The sequence below is a fragment of the Undibacterium sp. Ji49W genome, from assembly GCF_049340205.1.
GTDB lineage: Bacteria > Pseudomonadota > Gammaproteobacteria > Burkholderiales > Burkholderiaceae_D > Undibacterium.
The window spans coordinates 1-22,526 of record NZ_JBMPOW010000021.1; the positions used below are offsets into that span (position 1 = coordinate 1).

At 51.1% G+C, this 22,526-nt stretch carries 20 protein-coding genes; 17 read left to right on the forward strand and 3 right to left on the reverse strand.

Annotated features, from left to right (window positions below):
- Positions 1 to 238: 238 nt before the first annotated feature.
- From ACO0LK_RS22345 to map, 3 genes are all read right to left on the reverse strand, one after another.
- Positions 239 to 985 (reverse strand): pseudouridine synthase, encoded by a 747-nt coding sequence (locus ACO0LK_RS22345; protein WP_422978998.1) that lies wholly within the window; start codon positions 983 to 985, stop codon positions 239 to 241.
- A 131-nt stretch (positions 986 to 1,116) separates the two neighbouring features.
- Entirely contained in the window at positions 1,117 to 3,669 is a 2,553-nt protein-coding gene (locus ACO0LK_RS22350) for a [protein-PII] uridylyltransferase (protein ID WP_422979139.1), read from the reverse strand.
- Between the two features lie 13 nt (positions 3,670 to 3,682).
- Positions 3,683 to 4,501 (reverse strand): type I methionyl aminopeptidase, encoded by an 819-nt coding sequence (gene map, locus ACO0LK_RS22355; protein WP_422979000.1) that lies wholly within the window; start codon positions 4,499 to 4,501, stop codon positions 3,683 to 3,685.
- Positions 4,502 to 4,813: 312 nt separating this feature from the next.
- On the opposite strand from map, the gene rpsB reads away from it, so the two are divergent.
- From rpsB to ACO0LK_RS22440, 17 genes are all read left to right on the forward strand, one after another.
- A complete protein-coding gene (gene rpsB, locus ACO0LK_RS22360; RefSeq protein WP_422979141.1) occupies positions 4,814 to 5,560 on the forward strand; it encodes a 30S ribosomal protein S2 in 747 nt (248 codons plus the stop codon).
- Positions 5,561 to 5,697: 137 nt separating this feature from the next.
- Entirely contained in the window at positions 5,698 to 6,579 is an 882-nt protein-coding gene (gene tsf / locus ACO0LK_RS22365) for a translation elongation factor Ts (RefSeq protein ID WP_186945276.1), read from the forward strand.
- A gap of 250 nt (positions 6,580 to 6,829) precedes the next feature.
- Positions 6,830 to 7,546: a UMP kinase gene (gene pyrH / locus ACO0LK_RS22370; protein ID WP_162041352.1), complete on the forward strand. Its 717-nt coding sequence runs from the start codon at positions 6,830 to 6,832 to the stop codon at positions 7,544 to 7,546.
- Positions 7,547 to 7,630: 84 nt separating this feature from the next.
- Positions 7,631 to 8,191 (forward strand): ribosome recycling factor, encoded by a 561-nt coding sequence (frr, locus tag ACO0LK_RS22375; protein ID WP_422979002.1) that lies wholly within the window; start codon positions 7,631 to 7,633, stop codon positions 8,189 to 8,191.
- 35 nt (positions 8,192 to 8,226) lie between these two features.
- Complete coding sequence (locus tag ACO0LK_RS22380; protein WP_186945274.1) at positions 8,227 to 9,006, forward strand: isoprenyl transferase; 780 nt, start codon at positions 8,227 to 8,229, stop codon at positions 9,004 to 9,006.
- A complete protein-coding gene (locus ACO0LK_RS22385) occupies positions 9,006 to 9,824 on the forward strand; it encodes a phosphatidate cytidylyltransferase (protein WP_422979005.1) in 819 nt (272 codons plus the stop codon). The genes ACO0LK_RS22380 and ACO0LK_RS22385 overlap by 1 nt, the downstream gene beginning before the upstream one ends.
- Before the next feature lie 5 nt (positions 9,825 to 9,829).
- Complete coding sequence (ispC, locus tag ACO0LK_RS22390; RefSeq protein WP_422979007.1) at positions 9,830 to 11,011, forward strand: 1-deoxy-D-xylulose-5-phosphate reductoisomerase; 1,182 nt, start codon at positions 9,830 to 9,832, stop codon at positions 11,009 to 11,011.
- On the forward strand, positions 11,011 to 12,381 hold the full coding sequence (rseP, locus tag ACO0LK_RS22395) for an RIP metalloprotease RseP (protein WP_422979143.1): 1,371 nt from the start codon (positions 11,011 to 11,013) through the stop codon (positions 12,379 to 12,381). Before ispC ends, rseP begins: the two co-directional genes overlap by 1 nt.
- 69 nt (positions 12,382 to 12,450) lie before the next feature.
- A complete protein-coding gene (bamA, locus tag ACO0LK_RS22400; RefSeq protein WP_422979009.1) occupies positions 12,451 to 14,799 on the forward strand; it encodes an outer membrane protein assembly factor BamA in 2,349 nt (782 codons plus the stop codon).
- An 86-nt stretch (positions 14,800 to 14,885) separates the two neighbouring features.
- Positions 14,886 to 15,365, forward strand: a complete 480-nt coding sequence (locus ACO0LK_RS22405; protein ID WP_422979145.1) for an OmpH family outer membrane protein — start codon at positions 14,886 to 14,888, stop codon at positions 15,363 to 15,365.
- A gap of 5 nt (positions 15,366 to 15,370) precedes the next feature.
- On the forward strand, positions 15,371 to 16,432 hold the full coding sequence (gene lpxD / locus ACO0LK_RS22410; RefSeq protein ID WP_422979011.1) for a UDP-3-O-(3-hydroxymyristoyl)glucosamine N-acyltransferase: 1,062 nt from the start codon (positions 15,371 to 15,373) through the stop codon (positions 16,430 to 16,432).
- Entirely contained in the window at positions 16,425 to 16,877 is a 453-nt protein-coding gene (gene fabZ, locus ACO0LK_RS22415) for a 3-hydroxyacyl-ACP dehydratase FabZ (RefSeq protein ID WP_186945269.1), read from the forward strand. Before lpxD ends, fabZ begins: the two co-directional genes overlap by 8 nt.
- Before the next feature lie 15 nt (positions 16,878 to 16,892).
- On the forward strand, positions 16,893 to 17,681 hold the full coding sequence (lpxA, locus tag ACO0LK_RS22420) for an acyl-ACP--UDP-N-acetylglucosamine O-acyltransferase (protein WP_422979013.1): 789 nt from the start codon (positions 16,893 to 16,895) through the stop codon (positions 17,679 to 17,681).
- A 41-nt stretch (positions 17,682 to 17,722) separates the two neighbouring features.
- Entirely contained in the window at positions 17,723 to 18,850 is a 1,128-nt protein-coding gene (gene lpxB, locus ACO0LK_RS22425; RefSeq protein WP_422979147.1) for a lipid-A-disaccharide synthase, read from the forward strand.
- 59 nt (positions 18,851 to 18,909) lie between these two features.
- Complete coding sequence (locus tag ACO0LK_RS22430) at positions 18,910 to 19,689, forward strand: TatD family hydrolase (protein ID WP_422979015.1); 780 nt, start codon at positions 18,910 to 18,912, stop codon at positions 19,687 to 19,689.
- A 7-nt stretch (positions 19,690 to 19,696) separates the two neighbouring features.
- Positions 19,697 to 20,392 (forward strand): ankyrin repeat domain-containing protein, encoded by a 696-nt coding sequence (locus ACO0LK_RS22435; protein ID WP_422979017.1) that lies wholly within the window; start codon positions 19,697 to 19,699, stop codon positions 20,390 to 20,392.
- 381 nt (positions 20,393 to 20,773) lie between these two features.
- A complete protein-coding gene (locus tag ACO0LK_RS22440; protein WP_422979019.1) occupies positions 20,774 to 22,507 on the forward strand; it encodes an ABC transporter permease in 1,734 nt (577 codons plus the stop codon).
- Positions 22,508 to 22,526: the final 19 nt, after the last annotated feature.

Below are 22,526 nucleotides of genomic sequence, written 5' to 3' on the forward strand. Positions count from 1 at the left end.
TTCAATCGCATAAAGCAATTCCGCAGGCTTGCAACACGGTATGAAAAATTGGATAGAAACTTCCTTTCCTTCATCAATCTTGTATTTGCTTACCTTTGGATTTATTGAATGTTAACAGCCCCTAGAAGTACATCCCGCTTTTTGCGCTGCGCTTAGTTACCCTGACCCCGCTGACGCCCGCTCGCTACAGATCGTAAACAGGTTCTAAGTTGTCAGCTTGTCAAACTGACCAGCCAGATCAGAACTGTTCGTCTTCGCGCAGATAGCGCCATTGTCCTTCGGGCAGTTTGCCCAGCTTGACCTTGCCTATGCGCACGCGTTTCAGCCCTAGTACCTGCAAGCCCACCATATCGCACATGCGCCGTATCTGGCGCTTTTTGCCTTCGCGCAAAATGAAGTTTAACTGGTCTTCATTTTGCCAGGTGACTTTTGCTGGCAGCAGCTTTTTGCCATCCAGCGTTAAACCGTGATTCAGTCGACGTAAATCGGCATCCGGCAAGCGGCCCGGTTTGCTGTACTGCACACGTACCAGATACTCTTTTTCAACAACGGTAGTTTCACCGATCAGGTGTTTGGCGATACGGCCATCCTGGGTCAATACCAGTAAACCGACCGAATCAATATCGAGCCGGCCCGCAGGCACCAGGCTGCGTAGCTGGGTAGGGTGGAACTGCGTATCAACGTCGTCTTCTTCCCAGCGATTTTCTGGTTTGACGAGAGCGATGGCGGGCGTGTAGCCATCTTCTGCCTGACCACTGACAAAACCTACCGGTTTGTTGATGAGGACGGTGACGCGCTTTGATTGTTCGGCAGCGGCCTGTCTTTCCACTGTCACTTGCTGGTGTGGCAGCACTTTGCTGCCCAGTTCAGAAATGACTTTGCCATCCACTCTTACCCAGCCACGGACGATCCATTCATCGGCCTCGCGTCGTGAGCAAAGGCCCAGTTCGGACATGCGTTTCGAGAGTCTTACAAGTTCAGTCATGATGCTATCAAATAAAAATTACGGCGGTATCGGCGGCCGGCAAGACCGCGACGTGTAGTGTTTGTATTGTTTAGGTTTATTGTTTATGTTTATTGTTATGTGCGCCGTGCTGTATCAGAAGTAAATTGGTTTCAGATACGCAGGGCATCCAGTAAATCGGTCTCAAACTGGATCTGGCTGCGTGCACCCTGCAAGGCCTGGCCATCGACGATGAAGACGTCTTCGACCCTTTCCCCCAGAGTCATGATTTTTGCTGTATGCAAATTGATCTTGTGCTTGGTTAGGATATTCGCAATAGCATACAGCAAGCCATTGCGGTCATTCGCTGAAATCGACAGTAAATAATACTGGCCACGATCATCCGGGCGCAAATCCACGGTAGGCACGATAGGGAAAGTGCGTGACAGGCGTGACAGGCGTCCGCGATTCGGCGGTGACAGGGGTGTCTGGCGGGTCAGTACTTCGGTCAGTTCATGTTCCAGCAGATTGATGATGTCGCGATAATTATTGGCAAAGGCCGGTTCAATCACCAGGAAGGTATCCAGTGCATAGCCACCTTTGCTGGTGTGAATTTTGGCATCCAGGATGCCAAAATTCTTGCCGTCGAAATAATTGCAGATGCGGGCGAATAAATCCGGCTGGTCCTTGACGTAGACAGTGATCTGCAAGCCTTCACCTATCGGTGACAGGCGGCATTTTACTACTGGTGTGGCACTGTCTATGCGGTCGTGCAGGGCACGCGTCTGCCAGGCGATGTCGGACGCATCATGGCGTAAAAAGTAGGCCACATCCAGTTGTTGCCAGAATTTCTCATGGGCATCGGGTGCCAGGCCATACAGGCGCAGTGCCTTGAGGGCTTCTTCCTGGCGGTTTTTCAGTTCCCGGTCTTTGCTTGGCGCTTCACCGCCCAGTACGCGCAGGGTTATGCGGTACAGGTCTTCGAGTAGCTTGCCCTTCCAGGCGTTCCAGACCTTGGGGCTGGTGCCACGGATGTCGGATACGGTCAGCAAATACAGGGCCGTCAGATGGCGCTCATCCTTGACCAGGCTGGCGAAATGTTGCACGACATCCGGATCAGACAAATCCTGCTTTTGCGCTACGTGTGACATCGTCAGATGATTCTGCACCAGAAAAACGATGAGCTCGGTATTGGCTCTGGTCAGGCCATGGTCATAGCAGAATTTTTTGGCATCCGTCATGCCCAGTATCGAATGATCGCCACCGCGCCCCTTGGCAATATCGTGGAACAGGGCGGCAATATACAGTATCCATGGCTGATTGAAATTGGCCATCAATTGACTGCAGAATGGGTATTCATGCGCATGTTCCGGCATGGTGAAGCGGCGCAGATTGCGCACCACCATCAGGATATGTTGGTCCACTGTGTAGGCATGAAACAGGTCGTGCTGCATCTGCCCGATGATGCGGCGGAAGTTGGGCAGATAACGACCGAGTATGCTCATCTGGTTCATGCGGCGCAGGGCATGGGTGATACCTTGCGGCGATTGCAATATTTGCAGGAATAGCGAACGGTTGAAAATATCATGCCTGAATTCAGCGTCGATCAACAGGCGTGCATGCCATAGTGCGCGCAGGGTCCTTGCCGTCATGCCTTTGAGTTCACTTTGCCTGGCCATGACAAGGAAAATTTCGAAGATGGTCGATGGCGATGATTCAAAGGTGTCATCGCGGGCGATATCAATAAAGCCGTTCACTTCATTGAAATGCGCATTGATGGGGCGCGGTACCGATGGCTGTGGAAACAGGACAGCTTCAATATTTTGCAGCAGTACGGTATTTAACTGGGTAACTGCTTTGGCCGCCCAGTAGTAACGTTGCATCAGGTATTCGCTGGCGCGTCGCGATTCGGTGGTCTTGAAGCCGAAGGTTTCAGCAATAGGTGTCTGCACGTCAAAGATCAGGCGGTCTTCGCGCCGGCCGGCATAAATGTGCAGACGTATGCGGATATCCTTGAAGGCACGCTCATTGCGCTTCAACTGCCGCGCCTCGACATCGGTAATCAGTCCACGTTCTGCCAGTTCGCGCCATGAATTGCCCAGGTTGGCTGCCTTGGCGACCCAGAGTATCACCTGTAAATCACGCAGGCCGCCCGGGCTTTCCTTGCAGTTTGGCTCCAGGCTATAGGGGGTGTCTTCGTACTTGACGTGGCGCTGCTGTAGTTCCAGCAGTTTTTCCTGGAAAAACTTTTGCGGATTCATTGCTTCCGCATAGTGCTGTTGCATGTCGCGGAATGACTTGCGGCTGCCGGTCACCAGGCGCGCTTCCAGTAAACTGGTTTGCACGGTGATATCGGCGGCCGATTCTTGCAGGCATTCTTCTACAGTACGTATGCTGTGCCCGATATCAAGGCCAATATCCCAGAATAGCTGTACCAGTTTTTCCAGCTTTTCACGCAATGTGGCGTCCGGCCTTTGCTGTAGCAGTATCAGTACATCCACGTCCGAATAAGGGAATAGTTCGCCACGGCCATAGCCGCCCACGGCCACTAATGCTGCTTCTTTCGGAAAATCAAAATCACGCCAGATCTTGCTTAGCAGGTGATCGACATTGCGGCAGAGATCGTGCAGCAATTGCTCTGCCTTGTGATTTTCCTTGAATGCATTAATGACCAGCAGTTGTGCTGCCTTTAATTCTTCCTTGAATGTGATTGCCGGAGTCTGCATTTGCCTGTGGGCCTTACGCTTTGCCAGCCGCAGTGATGAAGTCTGGAATTGGCGGGTAGCCATCCGACAGGGTCAGCACTTCGTAGCCGGTTTCTGTCACCAGCACGGTATGTTCCCACTGCGCTGACAGGCTGCGATCCTTGGTCTTGATGGTCCAGCCATCCTGCATTTCCTTGATTTCACGGCGGCCGGCATTGATCATCGGTTCTACGGTGAAAATCATGCCGGGTAGCAGTTTTTCCATGGTGCCCGGTTTGCCGTAGTGCATGACCTGTGGTGCTTCGTGGAAAATCTTGCCGATGCCATGACCGCAGAATTCACGCACTACGCTGTAGCCAGCTTTTTCTGCATATTGCTGTATGACATGACCGATATCACCCAGATGCGCACCCGGTTTAATTTTTGATATGCCCAGCCACATGCACTCATAAGTGATGGCACTCAGGCGTTTGGCAAGGATGGATGTTTCGCCCAGCAAAAACATGCGGCTGGTATCGCCGTGGTAGCCGTCTTTGATGACGGTAATGTCCAGATTGACGGAATCGCCATCTTTCAGGACTTTGTCGCCCGGTATGCCGTGGCAGATCACGTCGTTGATCGAGGTGCAGATGGCTTTCGGATAGGGTGTGTAACCTGGCGGGCAGTAATTTAGTGGAGCAGGGATGGTGCCCTGTACATTCGTCATGTACTCATGACACAGCCTGTCCAGTTCACCCGTGGTGACGCCGACTTTGACAAAGGGCGTGATGTAATCGAGGACTTCGGAAGCCAATCTTCCGGCAATGCGCATGCCGGCGATATCTTCCGGCGTTTTGATAGTAATAGCTTCCATACGTTTTCTTCTGTCTGTTGCTGCGATCAGTATGATGGCGGCAGGTAAAATTGCGAGAATGTTGCAGAACCGGAATTATAGTCCAGGAAGGCGAGTACCGCATTCCCGCAATAAAACGCAGCACTTGAGGAAAACCCCATTTTCATAGTACAATTGATGGTTAGCTTGTGGATGTATTCAAATGCAGCATGAGTTAATTAATTTTTTATTAATCGAATCCGGTCGAAAAGGGTGTCTTCGGCGCTTGTATGGTTAAGTCCATTAAGTTGCTTGGATCACTGGCTGGATTCAAGACCTAACCCTGGAGTTATTATGTCTGTAACAATGCGTGAAATGCTGGAAGCTGGTGTGCACTTTGGTCACCAAACCCGTTTTTGGAATCCAAAAATGGCACCGTATATCTTCGGCCATCGCAACAAGATTCATATCGTCAACCTGGAAAAAACCCTGGCAATGTACCAGGACGCGATGAAGTACATCCGTCAATTGTCCTCCAATCGCGGCACAGTGTTGTTGGTTGGTACCAAGCGTCAATCCCGTGACATCATCGCTGCTGAAGCAAATCGCGCCGGCATGCCTTTCGTTGATCAACGCTGGTTGGGTGGTATGTTGACTAACTTCAAAACAGTCAAAACATCGATCAAGCGCCTGAAAGACATGGAAGCTTCCATTGAAGATGGTTCTGTAGAGAAACTGTCCAAAAAAGAAGCGTTGATGTTCCAACGTGAAATGATCAAGCTGCAAAAATCCATCGGCGGCATCAAGGATATGGGCGGCATTCCTGACGCAATTTTCGTAGTCGACGTTGGCTACCACAAAGGCGCGATCACTGAAGCTGCAAAACTGGGTATCCCTGTTATCGGTGTGGTTGATACTAACCATTCCCCAGAAGGCGTTGCTTACATCATTCCTGGTAATGATGACTCCTCCAAAGCGATTGCTTTGTATGCTCGTGGTGTTGCTGACGCAATCCTCGAAGGCCGTGCAAATGCAGTCAACGAAGTTTTGGAAGCTGTTAAGCCAGGTTCTGACGAGTTCGTAGAAGTAGAACAAGCATAATTTGCCTGTTCAGGCACATGGCTTCAGGTTGTCATGACAACCTGAAGCAAAAAAATGGGCAACAATCGTTCGCCCTTTTTTTTAAACAAAATTTGATGATCGGTGCCTGCGTGGCACCATTGAACTAGGAGAATGACATGGCGGCAATTACAGCAGCTTTGGTAGGTGCACTGCGCGCGAAGACAGACGCGCCGATGATGGAATGTAAAAAAGCCCTGACAGAAGCAGAAGGCGATATGGACCGTGCGGAAGAAATTCTGCGTGTGAAATTGGGTAGCAAAGCTTCCAAGGCATCTTCCCGTATCACTGCAGAAGGCGTTGTCGCATCTCACATCGCTGGTAACGTTGGTTCCCTGATCGAAGTTAACTGCGAAACAGACTTCGTTACCAAGAATGATGATTTCCTGGCACTGGCTAACACCTGCGCAAAACTGATCGCTGAGCATAACCCTGCTGATATCGCAGCACTGGGCGCCTTGCCACTGGATGGCAAGACAGTAGAAGAAGTACGTGCAGCCCTGGTTGGTAAAATCGGCGAAAACATGTCCTTCCGTCGTTTTGTGCGTTTTGACACCAGCGCCAAGCTGGTTTCTTACCTGCACGGCACACGTATCGGCGTAGTCGTTGAATTTGACGGTGCTGATGAGCAAGTTGGTAAAGACGTGGCAATGCACATTGCCGCGATGAAACCAGTTTCTTTGTCTTCTGACCAGGTTCCTGCTGATTTGATCGAAAAAGAGCGCTCTGTAGCTGCTCTGAAAGCGGCTGAATCTGGCAAGCCAGCAGATATCGTTGAAAAAATGGTTGAAGGTTCTGTACAGAAATTCCTGAAAGAAGTTTCTTTGCTGAACCAGACTTTCGTCAAGAACGACAAGCAAACTGTTGAGCAGATGTTGAAATCTGTTAATACAACAGTGAAAGCGTTCACGATGTTTGTTGTTGGTGAAGGTATCGAGAAGAAGCAGGACGATTTTGCCGCAGAAGTGGCCGCGCAAGTGGCTGCAGCAAAACAGGCGTAATCTGGCGAATCAAAAAAAACGGGCCGAAAGGCCCGTTTTTTTAAACCTTGCGATTGTAAGTATTTGTTTCCGGCTCTTTAAGTTTGTGCGTTCAGATGTGAATATCCAGTTCTGGCGTTTTATTTGGTTTGCCCATGGTTGCCAGGCTTGCGTTGGCAAACCAAATAGAAAACAAGAGAGACTTTATCAAAGTCATCTCATTTCGCATGAAATCTTTTAGACTAATCAACTTACCAGAAGGAGTCCTATCATGACAAAACCTGCTTACAAGCGTGTGCTCTTGAAGCTCTCTGGCGAAGCCCTGATGGGCGATGATCCGTTTGGCATTAACCGTGCCACCATAGAACGTATGGTGGCCGATGTGGCAGAAGTATCAAGAATGGGTGTGGAGTTGGCGATTGTTATCGGCGGCGGCAACATCTTCCGTGGTGTGGCTCCAGGCGCCCAGGGTATGGACCGTGCTACTGCCGATTACATGGGCATGCTGGCCACCGTCATGAATGCACTGGCATTGTCTGATGCCATGCGTCAGGTTGGCCTGACATCGCGCGTGATGTCAGCCATTGCCATTGACCAGGTGGTCGAACCGTATGTTCGCCCGAAAGCCCTGCAATACCTGGAAGAAGGCAAGGTCATCGTTTTTGCAGCCGGTACCGGCAATCCTTTCTTCACCACCGACACGGCTGCTGCCTTGCGTGGTTCCGAGATCGGTGCGGAAATCGTGCTGAAGGCGACCAAGGTGGATGGCGTCTATACCGCTGACCCGAAAAAGGATGCGACAGCAACCCGTTACACCACGATTTCTTTTGATGAGGCGATCGCCCGCCACTTGCAAGTCATGGATGCGACCGCATTTGCGCTGTGCCGTGATCAGAAATTGCCCATTAAGGTATTTTCCATTATTAAACCGGGCGCATTGAAGAATGTCATCCTGGGGGCAGACGAAGGCACATTAGTGCACGTATAATCCTGCACTTTGGATGTTTCATATTAATTCGGCAAGGGGTGTCGCCACGGGCGTTATCCTTGCCATGATGTACAGGAGAGCGCCATGAGCGTAGCAGATATTAAAAAAAATTCCGACCAGCGCATGCAAAAGTCCATCGAGACTTTGAAAAACGATTTGGCCAAAGTGCGTACAGGCCGTGCCCATACCGGCATTCTGGATCATGTCCAGGTTGATTACTACGGAACACCTACCCATATTACCCAGGTTGCCAATGTGACGCTGATTGATGCGCGTACCATCGGTGTGCAGCCTTGGGAAAAGAAGATGCTCAACGCGATTGAAAAAGCCATCCGTGATGCAGATCTGGGTCTGAATCCTTCATCTCAGGGTGAATTGATACGTGTGCCTACACCACCGCTGACAGAAGAGCGTCGTAAAGAGATGGTCAAGCTGGTAAAGACCGAAGGTGAGAGCGCCAAGATTGCCGTCCGCAATATTCGCCGCGATGCCAATGAAACATTGAAAAAGATGTTGAAAGATAAAGAGTGCTCGGAAGATGATGAGCGTCGTGCGCAAGATGAAGTCCAGAAGTTGACTGATAAATTCGTTGCCGAAGTGGACAAGCTTCTGGCCGAAAAAGAGAAAGAAGTGTTGACAGTTTAAGCCCTTGCCCGCGTACCAACACATTCTGGATTTACATGAGCCATACAAGTTCCACCAAGGAAGTTCCTGCAGTTGGCGCGATTCCTAAGCATATTGCAATCATCATGGACGGCAACGGACGCTGGGCAACCAAGCGTTTCTTGCCGCGCGTCGCTGGCCATGTCAAGGGCGTGGAGGCAGTCAGGGGTGTGGTTGAGGCTTGCGCCCGGCGTGGCGTGTCTTACCTGACCCTGTTTGCCTTCAGTTCTGAAAACTGGCGTCGTCCGGCAGAAGAAGTGTCCCTGCTGATGCGTCTGTTCGTCACTGCGCTGGAAAAAGAAGTGGCAAAAATGCACGCCAATGACATTCGCTTGAAAGTAGTCGGCGATCTGACGCGTTTTGATGCCAAACTGCAAGCCATGATACAGGCTGCGGAAGAAAAGACTGCCCTGAACAAGGGGTTGACTGTCACCGTCTGTGCCAATTATGGCGGGCGCTGGGATATCGTGCAGGCGGCCAATCGTCTGCAACAGGATCTGAGTGCTGCTGGCAAGGCAGGGCAGGCGATAGATGAAGACCAGTTGTCCGGGTACCTGTCCATGGCCTATGCGCCTGAGCCTGATCTGTTTGTCCGTACAGGCGGCGAAACCCGCATTTCCAATTTCCTTTTATGGCAATTGGCCTATAGTGAATTCTATTTCACGGATACCTTCTGGCCTGATTTTGATGCGGCGGCACTGGATCTGGCCATCGCTTCTTATCAGCATCGTGAGCGTCGCTTTGGTCGCACCAGCGCACAGGTGTCCGAACAATCCCCCGCACAAGAAAGCAATTGATGCTAAAAACCCGTGTAGCGACTGCCCTGGTTTTGCTGGCCATCTTGCTGCCAGTCCTGTATTCGGCCTCGTTTATTGCTTTTTCCGTGCTTGCGCTGGTGTTCTTTGCTGCCGCCATCTGGGAATGCCAGCGTTTGTTTGCCAAACCGGCACCGCTGGTCATGGCGGCAATCTGGACTGGTATGCTGGGGTATTTTTATTTCCATCTTGAGAGTTTTTCGCAACTGCTGCTGTTTGCCTTTGCTACTGCATTCTGGATTTTCCGTCTGTTGCCGACGCTCGCCCGTGGCTTGCCCGACGTACGTGGCTTTACCAGTGGCCTGATGAGTGCCTTGTATGGCATCAGTATTTTTGCCTGTTTCGTGGCCATTGCAGTGTTCTTCAAATATTCGCCGATGTATCTGTTTTCCGTCATGGCCATTGTCTGGATTGCGGATATCGGTGCTTATTTTTCAGGGAAAGCCTTGGGGAAACACAAGCTGGCACCCACAATTTCTCCGGGGAAATCCTGGGAAGGCGCTATTGGTGGCTGGGTATGCGTGTTGGCGCTGGCAACGGCGACGGCTTTCATTCCTGGTCTGGAAAATACCTTTACTGCGCATTTGCTGGCCAGAAAAGGCTGGCTGATATTTTTGCTTGCCATGACCGTATTGACCGCAGCCAGTGTCGTCGGTGATCTGTTTGAGTCATCATTGAAACGCCGTGTCGGCATGAAAGACAGTAGTAATCTGTTGCCAGGCCATGGCGGTGTGCTGGACCGGATAGATGCGCTGATACCAGTCCTTCCACTGGCAGCTTTGCTGGATTTATGGCGATAGACAGTATGCAGAAAAAACAGCAGTTATGTATTTTGGGGGCAACCGGGTCGATCGGCGTGTCTACGCTGGATGTCGTGGCCAGACACCCTGGTCGCTACGGCGTGTTTGCCCTGACTGCGCATACACAGGTGGAAAAGCTGGCGCAGCAATGTCAGGCGTTTTTGCCTAAAGTTGCGGTGGTCGGTACGGCCAGGGCGGCAGATGAGCTGGCAAGTCGCCTGCGGGAAATGAAACTGGCACATATTCAGGTGCAGCACGGCCCACAGGCTCTGTGTGATGTTGCCACTGCGCCTGAATGCGATAGCGTCATGGCCGCCATTGTCGGCGCTGCCGGCTTGCCAGCCTCACTGGCAGCGGCGCGTGCCGGCAAGAAGGTCTTGCTGGCCAATAAGGAAGCGTTGGTCATGTCGGGGCAGTTGTTTATCGATGCGATCAAACACAGCGGCGCGGCACTCTTGCCCATCGATAGTGAGCACAATGCCATATTTCAGTGCCTGCCGGGCAATTATGATCGCCAGCCCGAACGTCATGGCATCCACAAGATTCTGTTGACCGCCTCGGGCGGTCCCTTTCTGAACCGGGACGTGGCGACACTGACCGATGTCACGCCAGAGCAGGCAGTTGCCCACCCGAACTGGGTTATGGGGCGCAAAATCTCGGTTGATTCGGCGACCATGATGAACAAGGGGCTGGAAGTGATAGAAGCCCACTGGCTGTTTGCGACGCCAGCAGAGCAGATCGAAGTCGTCATTCATCCGCAAAGCGTGATTCATTCCATGGTGTCGTATACCGATGGTACCGTGCTGGCCCAGATGGGTAATCCGGATATGCGCATTCCTATTGCCTACGGCATGGCGTATCCTGAACGGATAGATTCAGGTGTCGCACCTCTGGATTTGCTGAAGGTGGCCAGTCTGCATTTTCAGGCGCCGGATATGACACGTTTCCCTTGTCTGCAACTGGCCTACGATGCCTTGCACACCGGAAAGTCAGCCTCAATCATATTGAACGCAAGTAATGAAGTCGCTGTCCAAGCGTTTTTGGATAAAAAGATCGGCTTCCGCATGATCAATGAGCTCATACAGCGCACGCTGGAGAAAATGGCAGTGACCGATACCCCGGATCTGGATAGCATCCTGGCCAGCGATGCCGAGGCGCGCGCACTGACAGGGGCAATGATTCCGTGATCACTTGGCTGCAAAACGCGCTGGCTTTCCTGGTGACACTGGGCATTCTCGTCACCATTCATGAGCTTGGTCATTATCTGGTCGCACGCTGGTGTGGTGTCAAGGTATTGCGTTTTTCGCTTGGCATGGGCAAGGTGATCTATTCCCGGCGTTTTGGCAGGGATCAGACCGAATGGGCGATTTCCATACTGCCTCTGGGGGGGTATGTAAAGATGCTGGACGCCCGTGAGCAGGGCGTTGAGAATATTTCCCCGGAAGAGCTTCCCCGGGAATTTTGCCAGCAATCGGTCTGGAAGCGTATCGCCATTGTTGCTGCTGGGCCGATCGCAAATTTCCTGCTGGCAATTGCTTTGTATTCGGTATTGTTCATGCATGGTTTTTCCGAGCCAGCTGCAAAAGTGCGCGTGGCATCCGCATCCATCGCTTACCAGGCTGGTTTGCGTTATGGTGATCTGGTTACTGGCATTGATAATGAGGCTATACAAACCTGGTCGGAGTTGCGCTGGCGGCTGATGCAGGCCAGGCTGGCTGGCACTAATCCTGCATTGGAAATCCGGCGCGCCAATCCGGACCGGGCTTCCGCCACAGTTACGATGACGATAGAGTTACCTTTGCAGAGTTTGAATGCCAATGAGGTCGATGGCGATTTCCTCGGGCAGCTGGGCTTGAATCTGGTCAGTAACAAGGAAGTGATACTTGAGGAGTTGCTGCCTGCTAGTCCGGCTCTGCAGGCGGGCTTGAAAGCTGGTGACCGCATTCTGGAAATCGATCGCAAGCCTTTGCTGGATGTGATTGAATTTAGGCAACTGGTCAACGCGAATCCTGGAAAGCCGTTGAAGTTATTGGTGCAAAGAGGGCAGGAGCAGTTTGAGGCAGACGTTACGCCCACAGTGCAAGAGGTAAGTAAGCAGAAAGTTGGCTTGCTGAAGGTTAAATTGAAAGGCATGCCGCCGGAAATGGCGGTAGTACAGGCATCTGGTTTTGCGGCCTTGAGCCGGGCTGCGGAAAAAACCTGGGATACCAGTCTGTTCAGCTTCAAGATGCTGGGCAAGATGCTGACGGGAAAAGTTTCTCTGAAGCATATTACTGGCCCGCTGACGATTGCTGACTATGCTGGTCAGACCTCAAGAGTCAGTGCAATTAGTTATCTAGCTTTTATCGCTTTGATCAGTATTAGTCTGGGCGTGATGAATTTGCTACCCATACCGGTTTTGGATGGGGGGTATTTGTTGTATTATTCGCTGGAAGTTTTGAGAGGGAAACCTTTGCCAGATCATTATATGGAAATGGGACAGCGTGCCGGGTTTTTTTTGCTGCTGACCATGATGGCAATAGCTTTTTTTAATGACATCGTCCGACTAGTGTCATAATAGTCGGCTTGATGGCAAAAACTCATTTCAGATAGCAATATTGAGAGTATTGAAAGAACTTTATACCCAATGAAATTACATATCGAGCAGTTCACTTTAGCCCATTTTCGTCGTCATGCCTTGTCTCTGGCCGCATTTGCACTCTGCACTGGAAACGCACTCGCGATTGAACCCTTTACCGTCAAGGATATACGGGTAGAAGGATTGCAACGGACGGAGGCCGGTACTGTATTCAGCTATTTGCCTGTCAAGGTTGGCGAAGTGTTTGATGACGCTAAAAGTACGACTGCGATCAAATCCCTGTATGCCACGGGTTTCTTCAAGGATGTTCAGATAGAAGTGCAGGACGGGGTTCTGGTTGTGTTGCTGGAAGAGCGTCCAACCATCGCCGGCGTAGAATTTACCGGCACCAAGGAATTTGAGAAAGATGCACTGGTCAAGGCGTTGAAAGATATCGGCGTCGGCGAATCACGCATCTTCGATAAGGCAACGGTTGATCGTGCCGAACAGGAATTAAAGCGCCAATACCTGTCCAAGGGCTTGTATGGCATGCAAATCACCACCACCATCACACCGATAGAACGTAACCGTGTGAACGTGACGTTTGCCGTGGATGAGGGCGATGTGGCAAAAATTGCCCAGATCAATATCATCGGTAACAAGGCTTTTTCGGATGGTGAGCTGCGCGAGTTGATGGCACTGTCCACTCCAGGCTGGTTTAGCTGGTACACCAAGGCCGACCAATACTCCAAACAGAAACTGTCGGGTGATATCGAAACCTTGCGCTCGTTCTATCAAAACCGCGGCTATCTGGAAATGCAAATCCTGTCTACCCAGATTTCCATCACCCCGGACAAAAAAGACATCTACATCACCATCAATCTTGATGAAGGCGACAAGTACACTGTTTCCGATATCAAGCTTGAAGGCGACACCATGGGGCGTGAAGAAGAACTCGCTTCCCTGTTATTGCTGAAAAAAGGCAATATTTACAATGCAGCCCGCCTGACCGAGAGTACCAAGCGTATTTCCGAGCGTATGGGTAATTTTGGTTATGCATTTGCCAACGTCAATGCCAATCCTATCCTCGACAAAGAGAAAAAAGAAGTCGCATTCACGATCTTTGTTGATCCGGGCAAGCGCGTCTATGTGCGTCGTATCAACCTGGCTGGTAATACCCGTACCCGTGATGAAGTCATACGCCGCGAATTCCGTCAGTTTGAAAGCTCCTGGTATGATGGTGAAAAAATCAAGGCCTCGCGTGACCGCGTAGAGCGCTTGGGTTACTTCAAGGACGTGACGATAGAAACACCTGAAGTGCCTACCAGTGTTGATCAGGTTGACGTGAATCTGTCAGTAACCGAAAAACCGACCGGTAACCTGTTGTTTGGTGCTGGTTACTCCAGCGCTGAACGATTGACATTGACCGGTTCTATCCAGCAAGCCAATGCCTTTGGTAGTGGTGACACGATAGGCCTGGATATCAATACCAGCAGCCAGAACCGCACGATTGCTGTTTCTCACACAGATCCGTATTTCACGGATGATGGTGTTAGCCGTAATATCGAGGCTTACGTACGTACTACCCGTCCTATTATCGGTAGCGTTGGCGATTACAAAATCCAGACTACCGGTGGTGCCTTGCGCTTTGGTGTACCATTCTCTGAAGTTGATACTGTCTTCTTTGGTCTGGGTTTTGAACGCACCAAGGTGCAAACCTATTATGGTAGTCCGTATCGTTACCTGAAATACGTTGCCGACTATGGCAATGGCGTGAAAGACACCGGCAGTGTGGATTATGGCGTGGGTGAGGCTGTGACCAACTCCTTCCCGCTGACTGCAGCATGGCAACGTGATAGCCGTGATAGCGTATTGACGCCGACCATCGGTCGTTATCAGCGTGCCAATCTTGAATTGTCAGCGGTTGGCAGCTTCAAGTACTATCGTGCGATCTATAATGCACAGTTGTTCCAGCCGGTTTATCGTTCAGTCGTGCTGGCTTTGAACGGTGAGTTTGACTATGGTCATGGTTTGGGCGGCAAGCCTTATCCTTTGTTTAAAAACTTCTATGCTGGTGGTATCGGCTCGGTCCGTGGTTATGAACCATCTACCCTGGGTACCAAGGATCCGAATGGCGATGCACTGGGTGGTGCAACGAGGTTGCTGGGTAATGTAGAATTACAGATTCCATTCCCTGGTGCGGATAAGTCCCTGCGCTGGTTTACCTTCCTTGACGGCGGTAACGTCTTTGATGAAGGACAAAAAATCCGTGCGAAGGATTTGCGCTTTTCCGCAGGTATAGGTATAAGCTGGATATCGCCGGTCGGTCCATTGAAACTGAGTTTTGGTAAGGCACTGAATGCCAAACCTGATGACAAGAAACAGTCATTCCAGTTCCAGATGGGTACCGGGTTCTGATAGACGGCATTGCCATATTTGTTTTAGTACGTGTTACGGAGATTATTTTGAGTCAACATATTACCCCGGCCCAATTGCTGCAGCGCATGTTGCTTGGTGTGGCTTGCGTTTTCAGCATGGCCCAGGCGCAGGCACAAGATTCCAGAATCGCCATCTTTGATTCTCAAAGGGTGATACGCGAATCGGTGCCGGCGAAAGCAGCCGAAGCCAAGCTGAAAGTTGAATTCTCCAAGCGGCGCGAAGAACTGGAAGGCCTGGCAAAGAAAATCAAGGCCATGGCTGAGAAACTGGACAAGGATGCGCCCGTCCTGCAAGAAACAGACCGTATCAAGCGTCAGCGTGAAATCACTGAACTGGATCAGGACTTCAATCGCAAACAGCGTATTTATAATGAAGACCTGAACCAGCGCCAGAATGAAGAAATCGCTTCGCTGGTAGAACGTGCCCAAAGAGCCATCAAGCAAATCGCCGAAGCCGAGAAGATTGATGTTGTTCTGCAAGACGTGGTGTATTCGAATCCGCGTATTGACATTACTGATAAAGTTCTGAAGGCACTTTCCAAATAATTCCTATGACCACGAGCATTCGGCTGGGTGAATTGGTCGATCGCTTCGGTGGTCAATTGATCGGTTCGCCGGATATATCTGTTGCTGCGATTGCGCCTCTGAGCGAGGCAGGTGAGCAGCACATCACCTTCCTGTCCAATCCCAAACTACGTCATCAGGCTGCAGCTACCAAGGCTGCGGCACTGATCGTGACGCAGGCCGATTTCGATCAGTTGGGGTCGGAATATCAGGGCGCGTGCCTGATTGTCCCCAATCCTTATGTGTATTTTGCCCGTGCAGCCCAGTATTTCGCGGCTTTGAACGCGATACCGGCTATCACCGGCATACACCCCGCTGCCTGGGTCAGCCCGCAAGCCATCGTGGCGGCGACTGCCAGCATAGGCCCCAATGTCAGTATCGATGCTGAAGCAGTCATTGGTGAGCATGTAGTGATCAAGGCTGGGGCTGTCATCGGGCGTGGTGTCAGCATAGGCGATCATAGCCTTATCCATGCCAATGCCAGCATTTATGATTATTGCGTGATTGGCGAGCGTTGCATTATTCATTCGGGTGCGGTGATCGGTGCCGACGGTTTTGGCTTTGCCAATGAAAAAGGGCAATGGATCAAGATTCCGCAAACGGGCAGGGTGCTGATTGGCAATGACGTGGAAGTTGGTGCCAATACCAGCATAGACCGTGGTGCCCTGGCTGATACCATTATCGAAGAAGGTGTCAAGCTTGATAACCAGATACAGATAGGCCACAACTGCCATATAGGCGCGCATACTGCCATGGCAGGGTGTGTTGGTGTGGCGGGTAGTGCAAAGATAGGCAAATACTGTACGTTTGGTGGTGCCGCCATGGTGCTGGGACATCTGACCATCGTCGACAATGTACATATTTCTTCTGCCAGCATGGTATCGCGTTCGATACTTGAAGCCGGGCAATATACCGGCTTTTATCCTTTGGCCAAGAATGCCGACTGGGAAAAAACTGCAGCCATCGTGCGCAATTTATCGGGTATGCGTGAAAAAATGCGCTACCTGGAAAAAACAATGAAAACACTGACTGAAAAAGATCATGAATAGCCTGGACATCAATCAAATCAAAGAATACCTGCCACACCGTTATCCCATGTTATTGGTGGATCGCGTACTGAGCTGGGAAAATGGCAAGACCATCACCGCCATCAAAAATGTCACGGCAAATGAAGAGTTTTTTAACGGCCATTTCCCGAACAAACCTGTTATGCCTGGCGTCCTGATGATAGAAGCTATGGCGCAGACTGCAGCCTTGCTGTCATTTTTGACGATGGGGCAAAAGCCGGATGAAAATACCATCGTGTATTTCCTTGGTATTGATGGTGCACGCTTCAAGCGCCCGGTAGAGCCAGGCGATCAGTTGAAGATGGAAGTAGAGATCATCAAGGTCGCACGTGGTATCTGGAAGTACAAGGCCAGGGCCACGGTAGATGGTCAATTGGCTGTAGAAGGCGAATTGATGTGCACCATGCGCACGAAAGACGAAGCCTAGCACGGGAGAGAAAGAATGCTCATTCATCCAACAGCGCTGATTGATCCCAATGCCCAACTGGATAGTACCGTTGAGGTAGGTGCTTATTGCGTCATCGGCCCGGATGTCTCCATCGATGCAGGCACGAAAATTGGTTCTCATGTAGTGATACAGGGACATACCAGGATAGGGCGTGATAATCACTTCCACGCGTTTTCTTCCATAGGCGGCCCGCCCCAGGACAAAAAATACGGTGGTGAGGTGACCTATCTTGAAATCGGTGACCGTAACCTGATTCGCGAATTTTGTACTTTCAACTGCGGCACGGTGCAAGACCGGGGTGTGACACGTATTGGCAGTGATAACTGGTTTCTGGCTTATGTGCACATTGCCCATGATTGCACGGTCGGTAACCATACCGTGTTTTCCAATAATGCCGCATTGGCAGGGCATGTTGAAGTGGGTGACTGGGTGATTATGAGCGGTTTTTCTGCCGTTCACCAATTCTGCAAGATTGGTGCCCATGCTTTTGTTGGTATGAATACCAGCCTGACCCAGGACGTGCCGCCATTCGTGCTGGTGTCTGGTAATCCGGCACAGGCGCATGGCGCAAATCTTGAAGGCTTGAAGCGTCGCGGGTTTAGCCGTGATCAGTTGAATGCCATACGCCAGTCTTACAAGCTGATTTATAAGTCGGGCCTGACTCTCGAAGAGTCAAAGGCAGCCCTGGACCAGCAAGTAGCCAGTCTTGAGGCAGATGCCGCTTCGCAGGTTCAGGCGATGCGCGATTTCCTGGATGCATCGACACGCGGCATAGCCCGTTAGGATAACGCGTGTCCTCGCCTTCCAATCGTCCCATCATTTCCATGGTGGCCGGAGAAACCTCCGGCGATATGCTGGCTGCGCGCATGCTGTCCGGCTTGCGTCCACGCTTGCCAGATGCATTGATGCATGGCATTGGTGGCCCTTGCATGGCTGAATATGGCTTCGTCAATGATTGGCCCATGGATAAATTGTCTGTGCGTGGCCTGTTTGAAGTGCTGGTCCATTATCGGGAAATTAGCGGGATACGCAATCAGCTCAGGCAAAGATTACTTGATGAAAAACCCGATGTATTCATCGGTGTGGATGCGCCTGACTTTAATCTGGATCTGGAAGTTCAGTTAAAACAGGCCGGTATTCCTACCATGCATTACATCAGCCCATCGATCTGGGCATGGCGTGGTGGACGCATCAAAAAGATTGCCGAAGCCGTATCCCACATGCTGGTGGTATTTCCGTTTGAAGAAGAGATATACCGCAATGCCGGCATACCGGTGACCTATGTCGGCCATCCGCTGGCGCAGGTCATTCCCATGGAAATCGACATGGCAGCCGCCAGGGATGAACTGGGCCTGGATAAGAATGCACGGGTTGTCACCATCTTGCCGGGCAGCCGCATGTCCGAGATCAAATACAATACCGAAGCTTTTATCCGCACAGCCAAAATCCTGTGTGAACGCGACCCGCATTTACAGATCGTAGTGCCCATGGTCGGCGAAAAACAGCGCAGCTATTACATCAAGCTGGTGGTTGACGCCAGGCTTGATAATGTACCGGTGCTGCTGATTGATGGCCGTTCGCATACGGCCATTGCAGCGGCAGATGCCGTGCTGGTAGCGTCTGGAACAGCCTCACTGGAAGTGGCTTTGTTCAAGAAGCCGATGGTGATTGCCTACAAGATGATGGAAGCTTCGTGGCAGATATTGCGGCATATGGGTTATCAGCCCTGGATAGGCTTGCCGAATATCCTGGCGCGTGAATTTCTGGTACCTGAGTTTCTGCAATCTGCGGCCAGACCAGAAGCGATGGCCGATGCACTGTGGCAGCAATTGAGCGATAGCGCCTTGCAGGAACGTCTGAAGCAGCGTTTTGTCGACATGCATCATTCCCTGTTGCGCGACACCGCCAACGTCTCGGCGCAAGCCGTATTACAATTGATTTCAGCTTCTTGAGCTAAAATCGTCTTTGGCCCGGTTTAATCGGGTCTATTCTCTGATAAAGCTGGACTAGCATGTACGTTGATTCCCATTGTCATATCAATTTCCCTGAACTGGCCGTGCGCATGCCGGAAATCCTCGGCAAGATGCAGGAAAACGGCGTCACCCACGCGCTCTGTGTGTCGGTCGATTTGCCTGATTTTCCGCAGGTGCTGGCATTGGCGGAACAATATCCGCATATCTATGCGTCCGTAGGTGTGCATCCTGATTACGAAGAAACCGAAGAGCCGACCGCAGAACAACTGGTCAAGCTGGCCGATCACAACAAAATTATCGCCATCGGTGAAACCGGCCTGGATTACTTCCGCTTGAAGGGCGATTTGGAATGGCAGCGTGAACGTTTCAGGCAGCATATCCGTGCTTCACGTATCTGCCGCAAGCCTTTGATCATCCACACCAGGGCTGCCGCTGAAGACACCATACGCATCCTCAAGGAGGAGGGCGCAGGCGTAGCGCAGGGCGGTGTTGCCGGTGTCATGCATTGCTTTACCGAATCGCTGGATGTGGCATTGGCGGCGGTTGATCTGGGGTTTTATATTTCCTTTTCTGGCATACTGACCTTCAAGAGCGCCAAAGACTTGCAGGCCGTAGCCAAAGCCTTGCCGCTGGAGCGTATACTGATAGAGACTGATTCGCCCTACCTGGCACCGGCGCCACATCGCGGTAAAATGAATGAGCCAGGCTTTGTACGCCATGTTGGCGAATTCCTGGCGGATTTGAAGGGTGTGTCAGTCCTTGATGTACAAAAAGCTACTACAGAAAATTTCTTTCAACTGTTTCAGTTCGCGCATTGATTTTCCTATGACTGCTCATCTGCTGATCCATCGCTTACTTGCCCGTCTCCCGCGTCAGTTGGTTACTGTATTGAGCTTGCTGAGCATGTCATTCATGATGTCGGCACCGGCAAGAGCGGATGCCTATGATGATTTCCTGTTTGCGGTACGCTTTGACCAGGTCGGTAACGTCAGAGCGCTTTTGCAAAAGGGAATGGATGTCAATTCTGTCGAATCCATGCGTGGTGAAAGTGTTCTGATGATTAGCTTGCGCGAAAAGTCCATGAAGGTCTTCCCGGTGCTGCTTGCGCATCAGGATATCAAGTTGGAAGCACGGGCGATGAATGGGGATACGGCGCTGATGCTGGCCTGTTATCTGGGCAATGTGCCAGCAGTCAAAGCCCTGATAGAACGTGGTGCAGAAATCAACCAGCCAGGATGGACTGCCTTGCACTATGCAGCAGCAAACGGCAGCAAGGAAATCATTGCCTTGCTGCTTGAACATTCTGCCTACATCGATACCGAATCCGCGAATAAAACCACACCTTTAATGATGGCTGCACGCACCGGTAAAATGGATGCGGTTGCCTTGCTGCTGGATGAAGGCGCAGATCCTTTATTGAAAAACGATCTCGGTCTTACTGCGCTCGATTTTGCCAATGAAGTAGAGCAAAGAGAAATCGCCGCCTTTCTGAAGGAAAGAATGCAGGCGGCTAAAAAATAAGATTTTTTTTGCACTGCAATATCTTGCCTGCCAAATGGACTCTATGTTAAAGTTCGCGCATCTCATTTTCGGAGCACGATCTGTGGACAGTTATAGTTGTCGATCTTCATTCAACTTGGCAATGTAAGCACAGATTCTCTCTTGCTACCTTGCCATTATGGCGGGTAGTGGTCTCTCTCAGCCCTTGGGCTGTTCCTTCTACTTACCCAATTTTTTAATGTACGTGTGACCCCTGCAATGTCACTGGTTTCTTGCGGACCCAGTAGGTGCATTTGGCGGCTGTCGTTGTCACGTAACTTATCTTTGTTCATGCCTGACATGCATGCGACAGGAGGAGTGGTATGTTCTGCTTTTTTATCGTAACTGGTGGCAGGAGCGTTCATGTTTGAATTGTTCCGTTATCAGCACCGTGAAACCGTCAGCGAAAACAAAGGCCCCAATCGCTGGGACTGGGCCCTGTTGCCGCTGGTTCTGGCTGTTCTGGGTATTTTTGCTTTTGCGGCCATGCAAATGAGCCGTCCCTTTGCTGTTGGCGAAGCCTTGCAGATTTCTCTGGACCCGGCTTATCTGCCTTACTATTTATTGCGCACCATCCTGCGCATGTTCACTGCTCTGGCTTTTTCCTTATTGTTCAGTCTGGTATTTGCAGCAATTGCAGCAAAATATGCAGCCGCTGAAAAAGTGATGATACCGGCGCTGGATATTTTGCAGTCGGTACCTATTCTTGGTTTTCAGGCGATTGCGATTGCCCCTTTTATTGCTCTGTTTCCGGGTAATTTGCTGGGTGTGGAATGCGCAGCGATTTTTGCGATTTTTACTTCGCAAGCCTGGAATATGGCATTCAGCCTGTATCAGTCGATACGCAATGTGCCTGCCGAATTGCAGGAAGCTGCCATGATCTTCAGACTGTCCGGCTGGCAGCGCTTCTGGCGTCTGGAACTGCCGTTTGCCATGCCTGGCCTGTTGTGGAACATGATGATGTCAATGTCTGGCGGCTGGTTTTTTCTGGTGGCGGCAGAAGCGATTTCGGTGGCCGGTCAGGATATCAAACTGCCTGGTATAGGCTCTTATATCGCAGTAGCGATTGAAGCCAGAGATGGCACTGCCATCGCCTGGGCCATTGCATCCATGCTGATTGGCATCCTGCTGTATGACCAATTGTTTTTCCGCCCCCTGCTGGCATGGGCAGACAAGTTCCGCTTTGAAGAGTCGCAGGGCGATACGGCGCAGCAATCCTGGTTGCTGGACTGGATGCGCAACAGTTTCTGGTTTCGCGAATGGGCGGCAAAATTCCAGGCTTTTCTTGGTCGCGGTCTGGCATGGTTCAGCGTCAGGCATGACGGTACGTCAGAGCAGGTACGCAAGAAAACACTGCATCCAGCCTGGTCCAGAGTATGGGATGTCTGTCTGATACTCGTTTCTGTGCTGGCGATGTATAGCTTGCTGACTTTCATCCATAGCAATGTCGGCTGGGCGGAGGTATTGCACGTCATGGGCCTGGGCATGATTACCCTGGTACGTGTCATGTTGCTGATTGCGCTGGCATCGCTGGTCTGGGTGCCGATCGCGGTATGGATAGGTCTGCGTCCTCAGTATTCGCAAAAAGTGCAGGCCATGGCGCAGTTTCTGGCAGCTTTTCCAGTCAATCTGATGTTCCCACTGGTGGTGTTTGCCATGGTGACCTTTCACCTGACGCCGAATATCTGGCTTAGCCCACTGATGGTGTTTGGTACCCAGTGGTACATTTTGTTCAATGTGGTGGCAGGGGCTGCAACCATACCGAATGAGTTGCGTCTGGCGGCTGACAACCTGGGGCTGAAAGGCTGGCTGAAATGGAAGCGGGTCTATTTGCCCGCCATTTTCCCCAGCTATATCACCGGGGCGATTACTGCCAGTGGTGGCTCATGGAACGCCAGTATCGTGGCCGAATATGTGACCTGGGGTAAAACCACGCTGGTTGCCGATGGTCTGGGCAGTTATATCAAGCAAATGACGGAAACCGGTGATTTTCACCGCATCGCGCTGGGCATAGGGGTGATGTGCGTATTTGTCATGTTATTGAATCGTTTTTTCTGGCGCAAACTGTATTTGCTGGCAGAAGATCATCTACGTTAAGCCTGGTGCTGAGGAATTC

Bases quoted from the DNA above. Each gene is read 5' to 3' on its own strand.
- ACO0LK_RS22345 (WP_422978998.1), bottom strand. From the start codon at position 985: ATGACTGAACTTGTAAGACTCTCGAAACGCATGTCCGAACTGGGCCTT.
- ACO0LK_RS22350 (WP_422979139.1), bottom strand. From the start codon at position 3,669: ATGCAGACTCCGGCAATCACATTCAAGGAAGAATTAAAGGCAGCACAA.
- map (WP_422979000.1), bottom strand. From the start codon at position 4,501: ATGGAAGCTATTACTATCAAAACGCCGGAAGATATCGCCGGCATGCGC.
- rpsB (WP_422979141.1), top strand. From the start codon at position 4,814: ATGTCTGTAACAATGCGTGAAATGCTGGAAGCTGGTGTGCACTTTGGT.
- tsf (WP_186945276.1), top strand. From the start codon at position 5,698: ATGGCGGCAATTACAGCAGCTTTGGTAGGTGCACTGCGCGCGAAGACA.
- pyrH (WP_162041352.1), top strand. From the start codon at position 6,830: ATGACAAAACCTGCTTACAAGCGTGTGCTCTTGAAGCTCTCTGGCGAA.
- frr (WP_422979002.1), top strand. From the start codon at position 7,631: ATGAGCGTAGCAGATATTAAAAAAAATTCCGACCAGCGCATGCAAAAG.
- ACO0LK_RS22380 (WP_186945274.1), top strand. From the start codon at position 8,227: ATGAGCCATACAAGTTCCACCAAGGAAGTTCCTGCAGTTGGCGCGATT.
- ACO0LK_RS22385 (WP_422979005.1), top strand. From the start codon at position 9,006: ATGCTAAAAACCCGTGTAGCGACTGCCCTGGTTTTGCTGGCCATCTTG.
- ispC (WP_422979007.1), top strand. From the start codon at position 9,830: ATGCAGAAAAAACAGCAGTTATGTATTTTGGGGGCAACCGGGTCGATC.
- bamA (WP_422979009.1), top strand. From the start codon at position 12,451: ATGAAATTACATATCGAGCAGTTCACTTTAGCCCATTTTCGTCGTCAT.
- ACO0LK_RS22405 (WP_422979145.1), top strand. From the start codon at position 14,886: ATGTTGCTTGGTGTGGCTTGCGTTTTCAGCATGGCCCAGGCGCAGGCA.
- lpxD (WP_422979011.1), top strand. From the start codon at position 15,371: ATGACCACGAGCATTCGGCTGGGTGAATTGGTCGATCGCTTCGGTGGT.
- fabZ (WP_186945269.1), top strand. From the start codon at position 16,425: ATGAATAGCCTGGACATCAATCAAATCAAAGAATACCTGCCACACCGT.
- lpxA (WP_422979013.1), top strand. From the start codon at position 16,893: ATGCTCATTCATCCAACAGCGCTGATTGATCCCAATGCCCAACTGGAT.
- lpxB (WP_422979147.1), top strand. From the start codon at position 17,723: ATGGTGGCCGGAGAAACCTCCGGCGATATGCTGGCTGCGCGCATGCTG.
- ACO0LK_RS22430 (WP_422979015.1), top strand. From the start codon at position 18,910: ATGTACGTTGATTCCCATTGTCATATCAATTTCCCTGAACTGGCCGTG.
- ACO0LK_RS22435 (WP_422979017.1), top strand. From the start codon at position 19,697: ATGACTGCTCATCTGCTGATCCATCGCTTACTTGCCCGTCTCCCGCGT.
- ACO0LK_RS22440 (WP_422979019.1), top strand. From the start codon at position 20,774: ATGTTTGAATTGTTCCGTTATCAGCACCGTGAAACCGTCAGCGAAAAC.